Source organism: Paraburkholderia sp. GAS33, assembly GCF_050436645.1.
In the GTDB taxonomy this organism is placed as follows: Bacteria; Pseudomonadota; Gammaproteobacteria; order Burkholderiales; family Burkholderiaceae; genus Paraburkholderia; species Paraburkholderia phenazinium_B.
Genome location: NZ_JBNDMP010000004.1, coordinates 102,867 through 121,128, shown reverse-complemented (window position 1 = coordinate 121,128; position 18,262 = coordinate 102,867). Strand labels below are relative to the sequence as shown.

The window sequence follows — 18,262 nt, the reverse complement described above, 5'->3', positions numbered from 1 at the left end:
CCCAGGTAGCCCAGTTTCCGGTTCAAACCCAAACACACGATAACAATGAACACCACACGCTCAACCCAACCCGCCTCAGGATGGCTGATTTTTCTGCTGGTCGCCGTCGCCGGGCTCTTTTATGTGAAGTGGTTTCCATACTATCACCGCGCCTTCACGGCCGCGGAGACGCATTCGATCGGCAAATCCATCCTGATGGGTACGGACGCCAGTCCGCCCGCGCCGTCGCTGGCGGCGGCTCTCGGCTACGCGCTCGCCTACGGCAAGGCGATCTGGCAGGCAATGGTGCTCGGCCTCGTGCTCGGCTCGGCCGTGCAGGTGCTCTTGCCGGTGCAATGGATCGCCCGCGTGCTCGGCAAGACCAGCTTCGGCAGTGTGGCGGCGGGCGGCCTGCTGGCCATCCCCGGCATGATGTGCACCTGCTGCGCGGCGCCGGTGGTGGTCGGCTTGCGGCAACGCCAGGCCTCGCCCGGCGGCGCCATCGCGTTCTGGCTCGGCAATTCGGTGCTCAATCCGGCCACACTTGTCTTCATGGGTTTCGTGCTTGGCTGGAACTGGGCGGCCCTGCGTCTCGTACTGGGCGTACTGATGGTGTTCGGCCTCGGCTATCTGGTGAACCGGCTCGTGACGCCACAAGAGGCCGCCGCGGCCGACGGGCAACTGGCGCAACTTGCTGCATCGCAGGAGCAGCAGCGAGGCAATCCCTTCGTGCGCTGGCTCAGCCTGTTTGCCCGCATGGCCGCGCGCCTGATCCCCGAATATATCGTCCTCATCCTGCTACTCGGTGCAGCGCGCGCCTGGCTCTTTCCGCACGTCGGCCCGGAGATCGGCAACCAGTTTGGCTGGATCCTCGCGCTGGCGGTCGCCGGCATGCTGTTCGTGATCCCCACCGCGGGCGAGGTGCCGATCATTCAGGCGATGCTCTCGCTAGGCATGGGCGTCGGCCCCGCAGGTGCGCTGCTGATGACCCTGCCGCCCATCAGCGTGCCTTCGCTGGCGATGCTGGCACGCTCGTTCCGGCCGCGTCTGCTAACGGTGGTGGCCGTTTCGGTGGTGCTGTTTGGCTTGCTGGCGGGTGGACTGGCTGTCGCGCTCGGATTCTGAGCGCGAGCGGGCGCTCGCCCCCATTGCGGCCGACAAATCCCGCTGCCAGTTGTCGAATCACGACCTAAACTGAGGAACTGGAGGTGCCGGGATCGAATGCGCGATGGCTTGGATGTCATGGCGATGCCGACTAGTGGTACGATTTTCAGCCCAAAAAACAATAAGCGAAGCACAAGCGGCGTGCACCTTTGCCACCGGTGCGCAGGCGACCCGCCGCATACACTCGAGCAATTGCAATCAGGAAATCGAATGGCCCAACAAAAAACAAATCCGAAGCTTGAACAGGCGCTGACGCGCGGGGACCTCGCGATCCGCCAGGCGAACTCGGCGCGCGCTACGGCGCTGTTGCGCGCCTTGGGCAAAATGATCGTCGACGCCTCGGCGACGATCGGCGTCGACGCCTTCACGCTGATTCCCGATGGCGATCGCATTTACGATCCGGCCGACGGCCTGTGGCCCCAGGAACTGCTGGTGTCGTTCGACGGCCCGGTAGAAGAGTCCGATCCCGACGAAGTGCGCACGGTTCGCCTGATTGCCGATGATCCGGGCACGCTGTTTCGCGTCGAGTGGCAGCGCGCGGACGGCAAGATCGGCCGCCAGGAAGGCGGACCGTTCGCGACGGTCGCGTTCATCTCCGACGTCGATATCCCCTGGACCGACGACGAAGACTGAGCGCGAGCGAGATGCGCCTTAGCGCATCATCCGTCGACGAAACAGCACGGCTGCGATACAGAACGGCACCACCACGTAGGCGGCCAGTACGGCGACGTGCAACGCTACGTGGTCGAGCGGCCGGCCAAGCATCGCAGGGCGGATCAGATCGACCGCATGCGCGAGCGGCAGCAACTGCGTGACGAATTGCGCGACGGGCGGCAGCTGGGCGATCGGAAAGAACACGCCGGAGAGCAGCAGCATCGGCGTGAGCGCCAGCGTCTGATAGAACATGAAGAAATCGTACGACGGTGCGAGCGCCGTCACGATCATCGCGACGCTGGCGAAGGCGAGGCCGGTGAGCGCGATGACAGGCAATGCCAGCAACATCGACGGCAAGCTCGCATAGCCGAGCGCTCCGGCGACCAGCATGATCGCCACGCCGGACAGCATCGACTTGCTGCCGGCCCACATCACTTCGCCCAGTACGATATCGCCTAGCGTGAGCGGCGTGTGCATGATCGCCTCCCACGTTCGCTGCACGTGCATGCGCGAAAAACCCGAGTACATCGATTCGAAGCTCGCCGACATCATCACGCTCGACGCAACAGTGCCGGCCGCGAGAAACGCGATATACGACACGCCGTCGACGTGGCCGACCATCAGGCCGAGTCCGAAGCCGAGACCGAACAGATAGATCATCGGATCGGCGAGGTTGCCGAACATCGACGCAATGGCAAGCTTGCGCCACACCAGATAATTGCGCCGCCATACGGCGATCCAGTTGACCGCGTTCGCGGGCAGGGCGGCGAAAGGCTCGCTCGCAGGCGCTGCCTGGCTGGGAGTGTCGTAGGTGCGTGCGTCCATGGCGGGTCGGTGAGTGATTGAGTCGAAGCTTGTGTCTATGCGTGGGTCGATGCAATGGCTGTTTTTGTTTGCCCGTGCATTGATGGCTCAGTCCTGCATTTCACGGCCTGTGAGCCGCAGAAACACATCTTCGAGATTGGCTGGCCGGTGCAGATAGCGCAGATCCGCGCGCTGCCTGAGGCGGGCATGTACCGGCTCCGCGTCGGTGACATAGCAGAACAGCGTCTCGCCGCTGATCTCCGTACGCTCGGCAAGCGGCGCCAGTTCGTCGCGCAACGCGACAGGGTCCGGTCCGTAGATCTCGATCACATCGCAGCCAATTTCCGAAGCGATCAGTTCATTCGGCGCGCCTTCCGCAATCTTGCGTCCTTCTTCGATCACGCACAGGCGATGGCACAGCCGCTCGGCTTCTTCCATGAAATGCGTGGTCAGAAGAATGGTTTTGCCGCGCGAGAGCAGCGAGCGCAAGCGTTCCCAGATCAGATGGCGCGCTTGCGGATCGAGCCCGGTGGTCGGTTCATCCATGATCAGCACGTCGGGGTCGTTGACGAGTGCGCGGGCCAGCGTGAGGCGCCGCTTCATACCGCCCGACAGCTCTCCGACCCGCGCATCTGCCTTGCTTTCGAGCCGCGCGAATTCGAGCAGCGACGGCACCATGGCGCGCGTTTGCGCCGCGCTCAGACCGAAGTAGCGGCCGAACACCAGCAGGTTTTCGCGCACGGTGAAATCCGGATCGAGGTTGTCGAACTGCGGCACTACGCCGACTCGCGCGCGGGCATATCTGGCGCGCGATGGAATCGGTTCACCACCGAGGCGGATCGTGCCTGCGTCCGGCGCAGCGATGCCGAGCAGCATGCGTAGTGTGGTGGTCTTGCCTGCGCCGTTCGGGCCAAGCAGGCCGAAACACTCGCCGGGCTGTACATGGAACGACAGGCCGTCAACGACAGTCTTACCACCATAGCGCTTGTGGACCTGTACGAATTCGATGGCGGCTTCTGGCATGGGTCGTTGTGGATTCCGAAAGATGTGAAGGGCCGTAAAGCTGCCCATTTTAGGGCATCGACGGCTTCATGTCGGCACTCGTGCACTGCTCGGGTGCGGGTTCCTGCGCTGCGGCATGATGCGCGAGGTGGCTGGGGACAACGGATGTGTTGTTAGCGTGCTGTTAGTACCCAGTTAGCGTTTTCCAACCCTTGCAAGCTGAATTGCGGCGCACCATGATTCATGACAGAGACCGCGATCGACGCGGTAGGGAGAACATCATGGCGAGCTACAAGAAAATCCTGCTGTGCTACGACGGCTCGCGCGAAGGCCGCAAGGCGCTGCGCTGCGGCGCCGACCTGGCGCTGGACCTGAAGGCGGAAACACATCTGCTGTCGGTTGTCGACATGCGCTCGAGCATTGCGCAAAGCGCCGGTCTCTTGACCGATGTGGCCTGCGGCAGCTTCGAGAAAACCGCTCGCGACATCCTGCAGGAAGGTGTGGAATGGCTCACGGAGCGGGGCGTCACCGCACAAGGTCATTTTGCGTTCGGCCATCCCATAGACGAAATCGCCAATCTCGCCAACGAGCTGCATGTGGATCTCGTGGTGGTCGGTCACCGTTGCCGCACCGGCCTCTCGCGCTGGTGGATGGGCGCGGGCAATACGCCGCTGCTCGACCGCATCTCGTGCAGCATTCTGGTGGCGTGTTCGTCGGCGCAAGAGCAGGAGCAGGCCGCTGCACCGGCTGCTGCAGCTACCACTGCGGCCTGAGATAGAGCGGAGTGGAGTGGCAGAGGCGCGCCTTTGCGGGTCGGGTCGTGCCTTGGGTACAGTCAGGCTGCGCGGGAGCGGGCGGCCTGACTGGTGAAGGCGCATTGCTTCGCCGCACGGCGAGCGCTAGCCGTTCAGATCTACCGCGGCCAGCTTCCATGAGAACAATCCTTCGCGCCGCAGAATCGCGGCATAGCGCGTATCGCCGACACCGTGCTGATACGTGACGACGAATTCATTGATGCCACGATAGGCGGCCGTTGTCTGCGGCGGTTGCGGCGGGGTTGTCGGTGAGCCAGCCGTCGCGGGAGCGGGCGCCGTCGGCGTCGAGTCTGCGCTGCCGGCAGGCGCATTGGCTGGCGCGTTCGCCGGCGCATCGGGCGGTACCGGTGGCCGTTGGGTCGGATCGCCGCGCGGCGGCATTCCGTTCAGGAGTGCGGCGACGCCATCTGGGGTTGCGTAAGCATCGACCAGCGGGCCAATGAGTGCGACGCCTATCATCGCGCCGAGGGCCGCGAGCGGATTGCCGTTGGCACGCGCCTGGATCTTTCTCGTCAGCAGACCAGCAATCTGATCCTTCAGGCTTTCGCGCAACGCGGGATAGTCGACATATTCGCTGACGGTTTGCGCGTCACGTTCATCGGCGGCGCGTTTCAGACGATCGAGTGCGAGATACGGCGACGCATAGCCGTACCCGAGTACAGCCACGACCACAATGACAAGCACTGTGACGATCAGCGGCCGCGCGACGCCGCGTTTTGCAGGTGTTGAAACAGCCATCGGGCGAGCTTCTCCGTGAGGTGTGATCTAACGTGGACCGCATCCGCGGGAAAACGATCCCCATACGACCGATGCACGATTATCCCTGAGCCAACCGCGCGCAACCTCACGTAATGATCTTTACCGGGCGTGCGAACTGCCTGACGGCCGGTTCACCCACCTCTGGGCTTTCTTCCGGATGCTTACTCGAACATCGCGTTCTGCACGCCGGCCGTTTCTTCGGCGATGCAGCGGTCGATCATGCGGCACACGGCGTCCACCGTGCCGACCATGATCAGACGCGACGGCCCGTGGTACACCCGCACCGGCGCGCGCCGGGCTGGCTCCGCCGTATTGAGCCCTGAATTTAGCGACACCCGTGCGAAGGCCGGCAGCGCCGACGGCAAGGTCGAAGCATGCGGCTGCGGGTCGTCGAACAGCGAAGCAGTAACACTGGACGCCTCGATCGGCGCGCACGGTACGAGATTGCGCAAATGGCGCAGGCGACCGAACTGGCGGAAGGGCAGCAGGCGGGCAAGGCGTTCCATGATTCTCTCCAGTCGTTGTTCAGGCAAGGTTCAGAACTCAGTGGGGCGGATCAGCCCCACTGCGATGCCTTCCAGTGCGAATTCCGCACTGCCGGCCTGAACAAAGATATTTTCGTAATCGGGGTTCTCGGCGATCAGCTCGATGCCATTCGGCCGGCGCTTGAGACGCTTGACCGTCACGTCGTCGCCCAACCGCGCGACGATGATCTGGCCGTCTTTGGCTTCGCTTTTCTTCTGTACCGCGAGCAGGTCGCCGTCGAAAATGCCGGCGTCCCGCATGGACAACCCGCGCACCTTCAGCAGGTAGTCCGGCTTGCTGGAAAAGAGCGCCGGGTCGCAGGCGTAATGCTGCGAGACGTGTTCCTGCGCAAGGATCGGGCTACCCGCGGCCACCCGGCCGACCAGCGGCAGCGACAACTGCATGATGCTGGCGTGCGGCAGCGTGAACTGATGCGGCCCGTCGTCCTGACTGGCCAGCAGTAGCCGGATGCCGCGCGAAGCGCCCGCGGCGAGCTCGATGACCCCCTTGCGAGCAAGCGCCCGCAAGTGCTCTTCCGCCGAGTTAGCCGAGCTGAAGCCCAGCTCGGCGGCGATCTCCGCGCGGGTGGGCGGAAAACCGGTGCGTTCGATGGCCCGGCGGATCAGATCGAAAACTTCTTGCTGTCGTGCGGTGAGTTTGGTCATGGGGTCACTGTATGGATAGACAGGTGACTGTATTTTTATACAGTATCCGGCGCAATTCAAGCTTTACTTTAAGTTCTCGACCCTGGGTGTCAGTGGAACGCCGTCAGACGGCGTCCTAACACCGGATTTCGTGCCGCAACGCCGCGTCCGGCTGTCATTACCACTTTTGAGTATTAAAAAATGAAGAAACATTATTTTTAATGATGAAAGCCCTTCGATAGACTGGGCCTCGAGTCGACGCAGGCAAGACGCGCGCAAGACCTCAAACACCAAACACAACAGACAGGAAGGGGCACGTTGCCTCGCCTCACCACCACGCGGAGAAGCTGGATGATCGATCAGGGCACGGGGCTCGCACGCAGGACCAGGAAGCTCATCACGGTGCTGGCGCTTGGCGCCGCAGCGGCACTTGGGCTGGCCGGACAGACACAGGCGGCGGACACGACGCTGCTGAATGTGTCGTACGACCCCACGCGCGAGTTGTACCAGCAGATCAACGAGGCGTTCGGCAAACAGTGGAAAGCGCAGACGGGCGACACCATCACCTTCAAGCAGTCGCATGGCGGCTCAGGCGCGCAGGCGCGCTCGGTTCTTGACGGGCTGCAGGCGGACGTCGTGACGCTCGCGCTCGCTTATGACATCGATGCGCTTGCCAGCAAGGGCATCGTCGACAAGAACTGGCAGAAGCGTCTGCCGGACAACGCCGCGCCGTACACCTCGACGATCGTATTTCTGGTGCGCAAGGGCAACCCCAAACACATCAAGGATTGGGACGACCTGGTGAAGCCGGGCGTGTCGATCGTCACGCCGAACCCGAAAACCTCGGGCGGCGCACGCTGGAACTATCTGGCGGCGTGGGCGTATGCCGAGCATCAACCGGGCGGCAATGATCAGAAGGCTAAGGAATTCGTTACGAAGCTGTACAAGAACGCGGGCGTGCTCGATTCGGGCGCACGTGGAGCGACGACGAGCTTCGTGCAGCGCGGTATCGGCGATGTGCTGATTGCCTGGGAAAACGAAGCGTTTCTGTCGCTCAAGGAGTTTGGTCCGGACAAGTTCGAGATCGTGGTGCCGTCGGTGAGCATTCTGGCTGAGCCGCCTGTCTCGGTAGTCGACAAGGTGGTGGACAAGCACGGCACGCGCAAGCTGGCTGAGGCGTATCTGAACTTCCTTTACGGCGAGCAGGGGCAGGAGATTGCCGCGGAGAACTTCTACCGTCCGCGTTCGGACAAGGTGCCGGCCGCGCTGACCGCGAAGTTTCCGAAGCTGAAGCTGTACACCGTGGATGACACGTTCGGCGGCTGGACGAATGCGCAGAAAACGCACTTCGCAGACGGTGGCGTGTTCGATTCGATCTACTCGCCGCAGTGAGGCGTAACGAGGTAAGGCAGTCAGGCTGTCGTCCGGCGCGCCTCAAGGGGCGCGCCGTTTGGCCATTCAGCCTGGTCCAGCCGCGCGACCCGGTTTTCACCCTGAAAGAGCATCGAGCATGACAACGTTGACCTTCCGCAAGCCAAGCGCCTTACCGGGCTTCGGCCTGACGCTCGGCATCACAGTGGCGTATCTGAGCCTCGTGGTGCTGATTCCGCTTGCGGCGACCTTTCTCAAGACCGCCTCGCTGGACTGGACGCAGTTCGTGCACGCGGTCGCTTCGCCGCGCGTGCTGGCGTCGTACCGGTTGACCTTTTTTGCGGCGCTCGGCGGCGCGCTCGTCAATGCGGTATTTGGTTTTCTGGTGGCGTGGGTGCTGGTGCGCTATTCATTTCCGTTCAAGCGTCTGGTTGACGCCGTCGTCGATCTGCCGTTTGCGCTGCCGACCTCGGTGGCCGGGATTTCGCTCGCGGCGGTTTACTCCGGTAATGGCTGGATAGGCCAGTTTCTCGAACCGCTCGGGATCAAGGTCGCCTTTACGCCTTTGGGCGTGCTGGTCGCATTGACTTTCATCGGTCTGCCGTTCGTGGTGCGCACCGTGCAACCGGTGCTCGAAGAATTCGAGCGTGAGCAGGAAGAAGCCGCCGCGTGCCTCGGCGCGTCGCGCTGGCTGACGTTTCGCCGCGTCGTGCTGCCTGCGGTGATGCCGGCGTTGTTGACCGGCTTCGCGCTGGCCTTTGCGCGGGCGCTCGGCGAATACGGCTCGGTGATTTTCATTGCCGGTAATGTGCCGATGAAGTCGGAAATCACATCGCTGCTGATCATCACCAAGCTCGAACAATACGACTACGCTGGGGCAACGGCTCTTGCGGTCGTGATGCTGGTCGTGTCGTTCCTGATGCTGCTGCTGATCAATACGCTGCAGTGGTATCTGCAGCGTCGTACACGTCGTGGTTCAGCGGCGCCGGCGCTGCCTGTCCCGGGCGCTGCTATCGGTGCGGCAGGCGTGACAGGAGGTGTCCGATGAGTCACGATTCTGCTGCGTTGCAGCCGGCGTCGAGTACTGGCCTGAACGCTTTGCGCCGTAACGATCCGGTGAGCGAGCCGCGTCTCGTGCGCTGGCTTCTGACGGGCATCGCGTTGCTGTTTCTCACGCTATTTCTGGTGGTCCCGCTCGTCGCGGTCTTTTATCAGGCATTGAGCAAGGGCGTTGGCTTTTACTTCGCAGCGCTCGCCGACCCCGACGCGATCTCTGCAATCAAGCTGACATTGTTGACCGCCGCGATCGCGGTCCCGTTGAATCTGGTGTTCGGATTGGCGGCGTCGTGGTGTATCGCGAAGTTCGAATTCAAGGGCAAGGCGTTGCTGACGACGCTGATCGACCTGCCATTTTCCGTTTCACCGGTTGTCTCAGGGCTCGTCTACGTTTTGCTGTTCGGCGCGCAGGGCTGGTTCGGCCCGTGGCTGCAGGATCACGACGTGCAGATTATCTTCGCGGTGCCAGGCATTGTGCTCGCGACGATCTTCGTCACCTTTCCGTTTGTCGCGCGCGAGCTGATTCCGTTGATGCAGGCGCAAGGCAACGACGAAGAGGAAGCGGCCCACGTGCTGGGCGCATCCGGCTGGCAGACTTTTCGGCGCGTCACCTTGCCGAACGTCAAATGGGGTCTGCTGTACGGCGTGATTCTGTGTAACGCGCGGGCGATGGGCGAGTTCGGCGCCGTCTCGGTGGTGTCGGGCCATATTCGTGGGCAGACCGACACGATTCCTCTGCACGTCGAAATTCTTTACAACGAATACAACTTCTCGGCGGCGTTTGCCGTGGCCTCGTTACTGGCCCTACTGGCGCTCGTCACGCTGGGTCTCAAGCTGCTCGCCGAGCGGCATCTGTCGGCAGAACTGGCGGACTCGCGCGATGTTCCCGCGCACGCCGGTCCAACCGTTTCGCAGTCGTCCGCGGCACTTGCGCCGAAGCAACAGCCGATCCAGTAAGCAATAGAGTTGCATGGGAGTAGTCAATGGGCATCACCGTTCGTAATCTGCAAAAGCGCTTTGGCGATTTCACCGCGCTCGATAACGTCTCGCTCGACTTTCCGCCAGGCGAACTGGTTGCGCTGCTCGGGCCGTCGGGTTGTGGCAAGACCACGTTGCTGCGCGTGATTGCGGGCCTCGAATATGCGGACTCGGGTCAGGTTGTGCTACAAGGACAGGACGTCGCGACGGTGGGCGCCCGTGAGCGCCAGGTCGGCTTCGTGTTCCAGCATTACGCGCTGTTCCGTCACATGACGGTGTTCGAAAACGTCGCCTTTGGTCTGCGCGTGAAACCGCGCAAGGAACGGCCGTCGGAAGCGGTGATCCGCGAGAAAGTGCATGAACTGCTCAAGCTCGTGCAACTGGACTGGCTCGCGCAACGCTATCCGTCGGAACTGTCGGGCGGGCAGCGTCAACGCATCGCACTGGCGCGCGCATTGGCGGTCGAGCCGAAGGTGTTGTTGCTCGACGAACCTTTCGGCGCGCTTGATGCGAAAGTCCGCAAGGAACTGCGTAGCTGGCTGCGGCGTCTGCACGACGATCTGCATATCTCCACGATCTTCGTCACGCACGACCAGGAAGAGGCGCTCGAAGTGGCGGACCGCATCGTCGTGCTGAATCGCGGTCACGTCGAGCAGGTGGGCAGCCCGCAAGACGTGTACGATCATCCGCAGACTTCGTTTGTTTACGAGTTTCTCGGCGCGGCCAACCGTCTGCACGGCAAGGTCGACAGCAACGGTTTTGTGGTGGACGGCGCCGCGTTGCCGGTAGCCGCTGCCGCAGGCTTCGAAGGTCCGGCGTTCGCCTATGTGCGTCCGCATGACCTGCAGCTTTATCCGCAGGCGTTGGGTCATCGCGATGGGATTGTCGTGGATGTGCGTCGCGTCGTGACGCTGGGTGGTTCAGTGCGGGTCGAACTGGCCGGTCGTGAGGGCAGTGTGCTCGAAGCGGAACTGGATCGCGAAGCCTGGCGCGCGCTGCAACTGAATATCGGCGACGGCGTGACGGCGGTGCCGCGCGCGTTGCGCGTGTTTCCAGCGCATTGAACGTGCGCTTGCCTGGCTACTACTCTATAACTTAACTCTGGCTGAACCGGAGACACACAGATGAACTTTCAGCAACTGCGCTTTGTGCGCGAGGCCGTGCGGCAGAACATGAACCTGACGGAAGTCGCGAACGTGCTGTACACGTCGCAGTCGGGCGTGTCGAAACAGATCAAGGACCTCGAGGACGAACTCGGCGTCGATATTTTCATTCGCCGTGGCAAGCGCCTGACGGGCCTCACGGAGCCGGGCAAGGCCGTGCATCAGCTCATCGAACGGATGCTGCTCGACGCGGAAAACCTGCGCCGTGTGGCGCGACAGTATGCGGATCAGGATAGTGGCCACCTTGTCGTCGCTACGACCCACACGCAGGCGCGCTACGCGCTGCCCAAGGTGATTCGCCAGTTCACCGAAGTGTTCCCGAAGGTGCATCTGGCGCTGCGCCAGGGCAGCCCGCAACAGATTGCGCAGATGATCATCAACGGCGAAGCGGACATCGGGATTTCGACCGAAGCGCTTGACCGTTTCCCGGACATCGTGACGTTCCCGTGCTATTCGTGGCATCACGTGGTGGTCGTGCCGAAGGGGCATCCGTTGGTCGGGCGTGAAAATCTGACGCTCGACGAGATTGCCGAGTTTCCGATCGTCACGTACGACCAGGATTTCACGGGCCGCTCGCATATCGACCAGGCGTTCGCGAAGGCAGGTGCGCTGCCCGACGTCGTGCTGACCGCGATCGATGCGGACGTGATCAAGACCTACGTCGAACTCGGTATGGGCATTGGCGTGGTCGCGGCGATGGCATACGACCCGAAGCGCGATACCGAACTGGTCGCGCTCGATACGCAGCATCTGTTCGAGGCGAGCACGACCCGTGTCGGCTTGCGCAAGGGCGCGTTCCTGCGCGCTTATGCGTATCGTCTGCTGGAAATGTTCGCGCCGCAGCTGAAGGAAGCCGAGATCGCTGCGCAGTTGCGCGCAGTGGATTGATGCTGGCGTGCTGTCGCGGCGCATCGCTTACAATCGCCGCCATGAATACTTCGACTCCTTCCTCATCCGGCGCGCAGGGCGCCGGCTCTGCCGCCGCCGCTTCGCCGGCCAGCGGCTCCCAGGCCGCCGCTTCCGAAGCCGCGCACGCGCTGCCGCGCATTGCCGTACTGGCGACGGGCGGCACGATTGCCGGTTCTGCCGCCGATGCCGCCAACACCTCCGGCTATCAGGCCGGCGTGGTCGGCGTCGACCGCCTGCTCGAAGCGGTTCCGGCGCTCTCGGGCGTCGCGCAGATTCAGCCCGAGCAGGTCGCCAGCATAGACAGCAAAGACATGGCGCTTGCGCTGTGGGCGACCCTCGCGCAACGCGTGAATGCGCTGCTGGCAAGCGATGACATCGACGGCGTCGTGATTACGCATGGCACCGATACGTTAGAAGAAACCGCGTACCTGTTGCATCTGACCGTCAAAAGCACCAAACCGGTCGTGCTGACCGCGGCGATGCGGCCTTCTTCGGCGCTCTCCGCCGATGGTCCTCTGAACCTGCTCAACGCCGTCACTGTAGCGGCGAGCCCGGCCGCGCACGGGCAGGGCGTGCTGGTGGCATTCAACAACCGCATTCACAGCGCGCGCGATGTGGTCAAGACCAGCACCTACGCAGTGGACGCGTTCCAGTCTCCGGAAGTGGGCGCGCTTGGCTGGGTGCAGGACGGACGCGTGGAATTCCAGCGCAAGGTCGTGCGTCCGCACACCGTCGATACGGAATTCGTGATCGGCACGAAGTGGCCGAATGTGGAGATTGTCGTGAGTTATGCGGGCGCATCGCGGATCGGCGTCGATGCTCTGGTAGCTGCGGGCGTGCGCGGAATTGTGGTAGCCGGCACCGGCAACGGTTCGATTCACGCGTCGGTGCAACAGGCGCTTGCCGATGCGGTGAGCCAGGGCGTGGTGGTGGTGCGCTCGTCGCGGGTCGGCTCGGGCCATGTGATGCGCAACGGCGCGGCCTCCGACGATGCGCTTGGCTTCGTCACAGCGGGCTCGCTCAATCCGTACAAGGCGCGCGTGCTGCTGATGCTGGCGCTCGCGGCGGGTGGCACCGGACCGGTGGCGCTGCAGAAGATCTTCGACACGTACTGAGGCGGCGACCTGCGAAGCGTGCGCGATACGGGTTGAGTTTCGAGCGCGCTTTGAAACGTCCGTGCAAAAAAGAAAAGGCGGCGATAAGGGCTGATTGCCGGTATCGCCGCGTTGTTTTGCGTTGTATCAGTGTGCACTATCCGACAGCCGGACACCCGACGACGACGTCTGACCGACCAAGGCTTCCCCGCCGTCGACGGGTGCCGCTGCGGACCCCACTTGCCGCTCTCAGCCCAGAGCGGCACGATTTGTCCGGTGCGCTACGCGTGCCGCGCATCGCACCGGACGCCCCACTTGCCGGTTGATGTGAATGTCGTGGAACCCACGCACGTCAACCCATGTTGCTGCCGCTGAGCGCCTCCAAACTGGTGGTCACGCCACAGAGATGAAAAACCAGAGGCGTTTCAGCAGCGTATCCGCGTATCCCGGCAATCGCATCAAGCCGCTTTCGCTTCCTTGCCCGGTGCCTGAGCCACTTCGAAGTTCGCCATGATTTCGAGGGCGCGCACCATCGCCGAGTGATCCCATGCCTTGCCGCCGTTCGCTGCACACACGCTGAACAGTTGCTGTGCGCTGGCGGTATGAGGCAGGGCGATGCCCAGCTTGCGTGCGCCGTCGAGCGCGAGGTTCAGATCCTTCTGATGCAGTTCGATGCGGAAGCCCGGATCGAAGGTACGTTTCGTCATCCGTTCGCCGTGCACTTCGAGAATCCGCGACGACGCGAAGCCACCCATCAGTGCCTTGCGCACGCGCTCCGGATCGGCGCCCGAACGCGCAGCGAACAGCAGCGCTTCTGCAACCGCTTCGATGTTCAGCGCGACGATGATCTGGTTCGCGACCTTGCAGGTCTGACCCGCTCCGTTATCGCCGATCAGCGAGATGTTCTTGCCCATCAGTTCGAACAGCGGCTTGGCGAGTGCAAAGGCCTTTTCCGGACCACCGACCATGATCGTCAGCGACGCTTCACGTGCGCCGACTTCGCCGCCCGAAACCGGCGCGTCGAGATAATCCACGCCGAGCGCGTTGATCTTCTTCGCGAAGGCTTGCGTGTCGAGCGGGGAGATCGAGCTCATGTCGATCACGAGCTTGCCTTTCGTGAGGCCGTTGGCGACGCCGTCGTCGGCGAACAGCACATTGGCGACGTCCGGTGTGTCCGGCACCATGATGATGACGATGTCGGCAGCCTGTGCAACGGCCGTCGAATTAGCCACTACGGTGGTCGTCTTGCTCAGGTCTTCCGGCACCGGATACGCGCCGTTCACGAACAGCGAGTGGCCGCCCTTGAGAAGGTTGCGCGCCATGTGCGCGCCCATGATGCCGAGGCCGATAAATCCAATCTTTGCCATGTGTCTATGTCTCCAGTGGGTTGGGGGCGAAGTGTTGAGGAGGGCGATCTGTTCGATCAGGCAGCGACATGCGCCGCGCCGCGTGCCTGGCCGGCCACGCGCTGCACCCAGTCCAGACCTTCGGTGGTCGTCGTGCGCGGCTTGTATTCGCAGCCGATGTAGCCGTCATAGCCGAGCGAATCGAGCAGATCGAACAGGAACGGGTAGTTGATTTCACCCGTGCCCGGTTCGTTGCGGCCCGGATTGTCGGCGAGCTGGATATGCGCGATCGACGCCAGGTTCTTCTTGATGGTGGCGGCGAGTTCGCCCTCCATCCGTTGCATGTGATAGATGTCGTATTGCAGGAACAGGTTGTCCGAACCGACGGCGCGAATCACGTCGAGTCCTTCGGACGAGCGGTTCAATGCAAAGCCTGGGATATCGTACGAATTGCACGGTTCGACCAGCAGCTTGATGCCTTCTTTCTTCAACGCCGTGGCTGCGAAGCGGAGGTTGTCGACCATCGTCGCGTGAGCGCGGCCGGCATCGACGCCCGGGCCTGGAATGCCGACGAGGCAGTTCAGTTGCGGTACTTTGAGCGCCTTCGCGTATTCAATGGCGCGGCCCACGCCTTCCTGGAACTCGCCAATACGATCCGGCAGGCAGGCAATGCCGCGCTCGCCGGCTTCCCAGTTGCCGGCGGGCAGGTTGTGAAGAACGAGCTTCAGACGGTTCTGCTGCAGACGTTCGGCCAGTTCGGCCACTTTGTACGGATAGGGGAACAGGAACTCGACGGCGTTGAAGCCCGCGTCCGCTGCCGCTACGAAGCGGTCGAGGAACGGGACTTCGTTGAACAGCATGGTGAGATTGGCTGCAAATTTTGGCATGGTGCTGGGGTCTCGCTGGTCGGTCAATGAAGCTGCTTCGATCTGGCGGTCGAGCGCGAATCGCACGCTGAACCGCCGGACCGGGCAGGTGAAACGAGGCAGATTTAATCGAGCATGCTGATGGCGCTCGGCGCATCTTCGCGCTTGATGGCCAGTTCTTCGAACTCGTTGATGGCGTCGATTTCGGTGCCCATCGAGATGTTCGTCACACGCTCGAGAATCACTTCGACGATCACCGGTACGTTGAACTCGGAGAGCATCGATTGTGCTTTTTGCAGGGCAGGCTTCAGCTCTTCGGGCTTGAACACGCGGATCGCCTTGCAACCGAGTCCTTCGGCCACTGCGACGTGATCGACGCCGTAGCCGTTCACTTCCGGCGCGTTGATGTTGTCGAACGCGAGCTGCACGCAGAAATCCATATCGAAGGCGCGCTGTGCCTGGCGGATCAGCCCGAGGTACGAGTTGTTCACCACCACATGCACGTACGGCAGCTTGAATTGCGCGCCAACGGCGAGCTCTTCGATCATGAACTGGAAGTCGTAATCACCGGAGAGCGCGACGATCGGACGTTGCGGGTCCGCGGCGCGTACACCGAGCGCTGCCGGAATCGTCCAGCCGAGCGGGCCGGCCTGGCCGCAGTTGATCCAGTTACGTGCCTTGTAGACATGCAGAAACTGCGCGCCGGCAATCTGCGACAAGCCGATCGTGCTCACGTAGCAGGTATCGCGGCCGAACACCTGGTTCATCTCTTCGTACACGCGTTGCGGCTTGATCGGTACATTGTCGAAGTGCGTCTTGCGTTGCAGCGTGCGCTTGCGTTGCTGGCAGTCTGCAACCCATGCGCTGCGGTCTTTCAGCTTGCCGGCGGCTTTCCATTCCTTCGCCACTTCGACAAACAGTTCGAGCGCGGCTTTCGCGTCCGACACGATGCCGAGGTCCGGCCCGAACACCCGGCCGATCTGCGTCGGCTCGATGTCCACGTGCACGAACTTCCGGCCCTTCGTATAGACCTCGACGCTGCCCGTGTGGCGGTTCGCCCAGCGATTGCCGATGCCGAGCACGAAGTCGGAGGCGAGCATCGTCGCGTTGCCGTAGCGGTGCGAGGTCTGCAGGCCGACCATGCCGGCCATCAGCGGGTGGTCGTCGGGAATCGCGCCCCATGACATCAGCGTCGGAATCACCGGCACGCCCACGGTCTCAGCGAACTCCACGAGCAGGTCTTCCGCAGCGGCATTGAGCACGCCACCACCGGAGACAATCAGCGGCTTTTCGGCGTCGTTGAGCAGCGTGAGGGCCGCTTCGATCTGCTTGCGGCTCGCCTTCGGCTTGTAGACCGGCAGCGGTTCATACGTGTCGATATCGAATTCGATTTCGGCGAGTTGCACGTCGATCGGCAGGTCGATCAGCACCGGACCCGGACGGCCCGAGCGCATCAGATGGAAGGCCTGCTGGAATGCGCGCGGCACCAGCGCCGGCTCGCGCACCGTCACGGCCCATTTGGTGACGGGCTTGGCGATCGATTCGATATCGACGGCCTGGAAATCTTCCTTGTACAGACGCGCGCGGGGCGCCTGACCCGTGATAGCCAGAATAGGAATCGAGTCAGCCTGAGCGGAGTACAAACCGGTGATCATGTCGGTGCCGGCGGGGCCTGACGTGCCGATACACACGCCGATGTTGCCCGGTTGAGCACGCGTATAGCCTTCGGCCATGTGCGATGCACCTTCGACGTGACGCGCCAGCACGTGGCTGATGTTGCCTGCCTTGCGCATGGCCGAGTAGAACGGGTTGATAGCGGCGCCGGGCACACCGAAGGCGGTGTCGATGCCTTCTTTTTCGAGCACCAGTACCGCTGCGTCGACGGCTCTCATCTTGGCCATGAATGTCTCCTGAATGTCTTTGAATGCGGATCGAGGGGGTTGAGACAGACTGTAGGCCTCACCCAAAGGTTTGATAAGATCAGTCCGGGTCGCTTATTTCGAAACAAAAAGTATGGAATGGCGGTGACCGGCGAGAACCGGCAGCCCGGCAGGAAAGGAGACAAAAATGGACCGCTTCAAGCAGATCGAAACCTTCGTGCGGGTGGCCGACGCGGGCAGTCTGGCTGCCGCGGCACTGGAGGAGGGCGTGTCGCCGGTGATTCTCGGACGGCGCATCGACGCGCTGGAAAAGCGCCTCGGTGTGAAGCTGATGTACCGGTCGACGCGGCGTCTCGTGGTCAGCGAAGACGGCGCGGCGTTTCTCGAGCGCTGCCGCGGTCTGCTGGCGGAATGGGATCAGGCGGAAAACGAGCTCGCGGCGGGCCGCCGGGCGGTAAGCGGGCACCTGATCGTATCGGCGCCGGCAGCGTTTGGCCGCAAACATGTCGCGCCGCTCGCGCCGCCGTTTCTTGCGGACAAGCCGGAACTGCAGCTTTCATTCAATCTGACCGACCGGGTGGTGGACCTGGTGCGCGAAGGCTATGACCTGTCGATCCGGATCGGCGGCGCGGTCGATCCCAATTTCGTCGCCGTGAAGCTGGCCTCGAACCGCCGTGTGGTCTGCGGAACGCCCGAATATTTCCGCAAGCACGGCAGGCCGAAGACGCTCGAAGACCTGCCGCAGCACAACTGCCTTGCCTTCAATCTGCAAGGGGGCCAGAACCGCGGCTGGTACTTCCGGCGCAACGGCAAGCTGGCGACAGTGCGGGTGGGCGGCACGCTCGATTGCAATGACGGCGAGTTGCTGCACCGCTGGGTCTCGGAAGGGCTGGGCCTCGGCTGGCGCTCGACGTGGGAAATCCAGCAGCAGCTCGTACGCGGTGAACTGGAAACGGTGCTGGATGAATTCGCGCTGCCCGACTACGACATCCTCGCTGTGTACCCGCAGCAGCGCTACGTGCCGGCCAAGGTGCGCTACTTCATCGACTATCTGAAAGAGGTCTATGCCCGGCCTGGATATTGGAGCGGCGAGGCCTGAGCGGGCGCGCAGCGCATACCGTCAGGCGGCCCCAGAGCCCCGGATGCCCCTAAACCCTTGAAAACACACCCGAATCGCGCGGCAAATTAACGGGATATCTTGCAACCCGTCCCCATTCGGGCTACAATCTTCGGCTTCTCACTTGCCACACCGG

The 18,262-nt window shown here is 62.7% G+C and carries 18 protein-coding genes; 10 read left to right on the top strand and 8 right to left on the bottom strand.

Going from position 1 to position 18,262, the window contains the following annotated elements:
* The first annotated feature begins 45 nt into the window (after nt 1-45).
* A complete protein-coding gene (locus P3T24_RS14210) occupies nt 46-1,104 on the top strand; it encodes a permease (protein WP_429435466.1) in 1,059 nt (352 codons plus the stop codon).
* A gap of 249 nt (nt 1,105-1,353) precedes the next feature.
* Nucleotides 1,354-1,776, top strand: a complete 423-nt coding sequence (locus P3T24_RS14205; RefSeq protein WP_074264871.1) for a hypothetical protein — start codon at nt 1,354-1,356, stop codon at nt 1,774-1,776.
* 18 nt (nt 1,777-1,794) lie between these two features.
* On the opposite strand, the gene P3T24_RS14200 is transcribed toward P3T24_RS14205, so the two are convergent.
* Nucleotides 1,795-2,622 (bottom strand): ABC transporter permease, encoded by an 828-nt coding sequence (locus tag P3T24_RS14200; protein WP_429435464.1) that lies wholly within the window; start codon nt 2,620-2,622, stop codon nt 1,795-1,797.
* Between the two features lie 87 nt (nt 2,623-2,709).
* Nucleotides 2,710-3,672 carry a nodulation factor ABC transporter ATP-binding protein NodI gene (nodI, locus tag P3T24_RS14195; protein WP_429435461.1) on the bottom strand — a complete coding sequence of 321 codons (963 nt, stop codon included), beginning with the start codon at nt 3,670-3,672 and terminating at the stop codon, nt 2,710-2,712.
* Nucleotides 3,673-3,884: 212 nt separating this feature from the next.
* On the opposite strand from nodI, the gene P3T24_RS14190 reads away from it, so the two are divergent.
* The gene (locus tag P3T24_RS14190) at nt 3,885-4,376 is read left to right on the top strand and encodes a universal stress protein (protein WP_074264868.1); all 492 of its coding nucleotides are present in this window, start codon (nt 3,885-3,887) and stop codon (nt 4,374-4,376) included.
* Between the two features lie 126 nt (nt 4,377-4,502).
* On the opposite strand, the gene P3T24_RS14185 is transcribed toward P3T24_RS14190, so the two are convergent.
* From P3T24_RS14185 to lexA, 3 genes are all read right to left on the bottom strand, one after another.
* Nucleotides 4,503-5,156 carry a DUF2939 domain-containing protein gene (locus tag P3T24_RS14185; RefSeq protein ID WP_074264867.1) on the bottom strand — a complete coding sequence of 218 codons (654 nt, stop codon included), beginning with the start codon at nt 5,154-5,156 and terminating at the stop codon, nt 4,503-4,505.
* A gap of 182 nt (nt 5,157-5,338) precedes the next feature.
* Nucleotides 5,339-5,683, bottom strand: a complete 345-nt coding sequence (locus tag P3T24_RS14180; protein ID WP_074264866.1) for a hypothetical protein — start codon at nt 5,681-5,683, stop codon at nt 5,339-5,341.
* A 30-nt stretch (nt 5,684-5,713) separates the two neighbouring features.
* A complete protein-coding gene (lexA, locus tag P3T24_RS14175) occupies nt 5,714-6,367 on the bottom strand; it encodes a transcriptional repressor LexA (protein ID WP_074264865.1) in 654 nt (217 codons plus the stop codon).
* A gap of 330 nt (nt 6,368-6,697) precedes the next feature.
* Here lexA and P3T24_RS14170 point away from each other — a divergent pair, with 330 nt between their 5' ends.
* The 6 genes from P3T24_RS14170 to P3T24_RS14145 all read left to right on the top strand — a co-directional run bounded on the left by P3T24_RS14170 (nt 6,698) and on the right by P3T24_RS14145 (nt 12,938).
* Complete coding sequence (locus P3T24_RS14170) at nt 6,698-7,738, top strand: sulfate ABC transporter substrate-binding protein (protein WP_429435459.1); 1,041 nt, start codon at nt 6,698-6,700, stop codon at nt 7,736-7,738.
* A gap of 118 nt (nt 7,739-7,856) precedes the next feature.
* The gene (gene cysT / locus P3T24_RS14165) at nt 7,857-8,765 is read left to right on the top strand and encodes a sulfate ABC transporter permease subunit CysT (protein WP_429435457.1); all 909 of its coding nucleotides are present in this window, start codon (nt 7,857-7,859) and stop codon (nt 8,763-8,765) included.
* A complete protein-coding gene (gene cysW, locus P3T24_RS14160) occupies nt 8,762-9,730 on the top strand; it encodes a sulfate ABC transporter permease subunit CysW (RefSeq protein ID WP_429435455.1) in 969 nt (322 codons plus the stop codon). Before cysT ends, cysW begins: the two co-directional genes overlap by 4 nt.
* Nucleotides 9,731-9,756: 26 nt before the next feature.
* On the top strand, nt 9,757-10,815 hold the full coding sequence (locus P3T24_RS14155; RefSeq protein WP_074264861.1) for a sulfate/molybdate ABC transporter ATP-binding protein: 1,059 nt from the start codon (nt 9,757-9,759) through the stop codon (nt 10,813-10,815).
* Nucleotides 10,816-10,875: 60 nt separating this feature from the next.
* Nucleotides 10,876-11,802, top strand: coding sequence for a CysB family HTH-type transcriptional regulator (locus tag P3T24_RS14150; protein WP_074264860.1), 927 nt, complete (start codon nt 10,876-10,878; stop codon nt 11,800-11,802).
* Nucleotides 11,802-12,938, top strand: coding sequence for an asparaginase (locus P3T24_RS14145; RefSeq protein ID WP_429435452.1), 1,137 nt, complete (start codon nt 11,802-11,804; stop codon nt 12,936-12,938). The genes P3T24_RS14150 and P3T24_RS14145 overlap by 1 nt, the downstream gene beginning before the upstream one ends.
* Nucleotides 12,939-13,375: 437 nt before the next feature.
* Here the strand turns inward: P3T24_RS14145 and P3T24_RS14140 are convergent, their stop codons facing one another.
* From P3T24_RS14140 to gcl, 3 genes are all read right to left on the bottom strand, one after another.
* Nucleotides 13,376-14,284, bottom strand: a complete 909-nt coding sequence (locus P3T24_RS14140; RefSeq protein ID WP_429435449.1) for a 2-hydroxy-3-oxopropionate reductase — start codon at nt 14,282-14,284, stop codon at nt 13,376-13,378.
* Between the two features lie 56 nt (nt 14,285-14,340).
* Nucleotides 14,341-15,150, bottom strand: coding sequence for a 2-oxo-tetronate isomerase (gene otnI, locus P3T24_RS14135; protein ID WP_074266095.1), 810 nt, complete (start codon nt 15,148-15,150; stop codon nt 14,341-14,343).
* Between the two features lie 104 nt (nt 15,151-15,254).
* Nucleotides 15,255-17,030, bottom strand: a complete 1,776-nt coding sequence (gene gcl / locus P3T24_RS14130; RefSeq protein WP_429407313.1) for a glyoxylate carboligase — start codon at nt 17,028-17,030, stop codon at nt 15,255-15,257.
* Nucleotides 17,031-17,196: 166 nt separating this feature from the next.
* Here gcl and P3T24_RS14125 point away from each other — a divergent pair, with 166 nt between their 5' ends.
* On the top strand, nt 17,197-18,108 hold the full coding sequence (locus P3T24_RS14125) for a LysR family transcriptional regulator (RefSeq protein WP_074264857.1): 912 nt from the start codon (nt 17,197-17,199) through the stop codon (nt 18,106-18,108).
* The last annotated feature ends 154 nt before the right edge of the window (nt 18,109-18,262 follow it).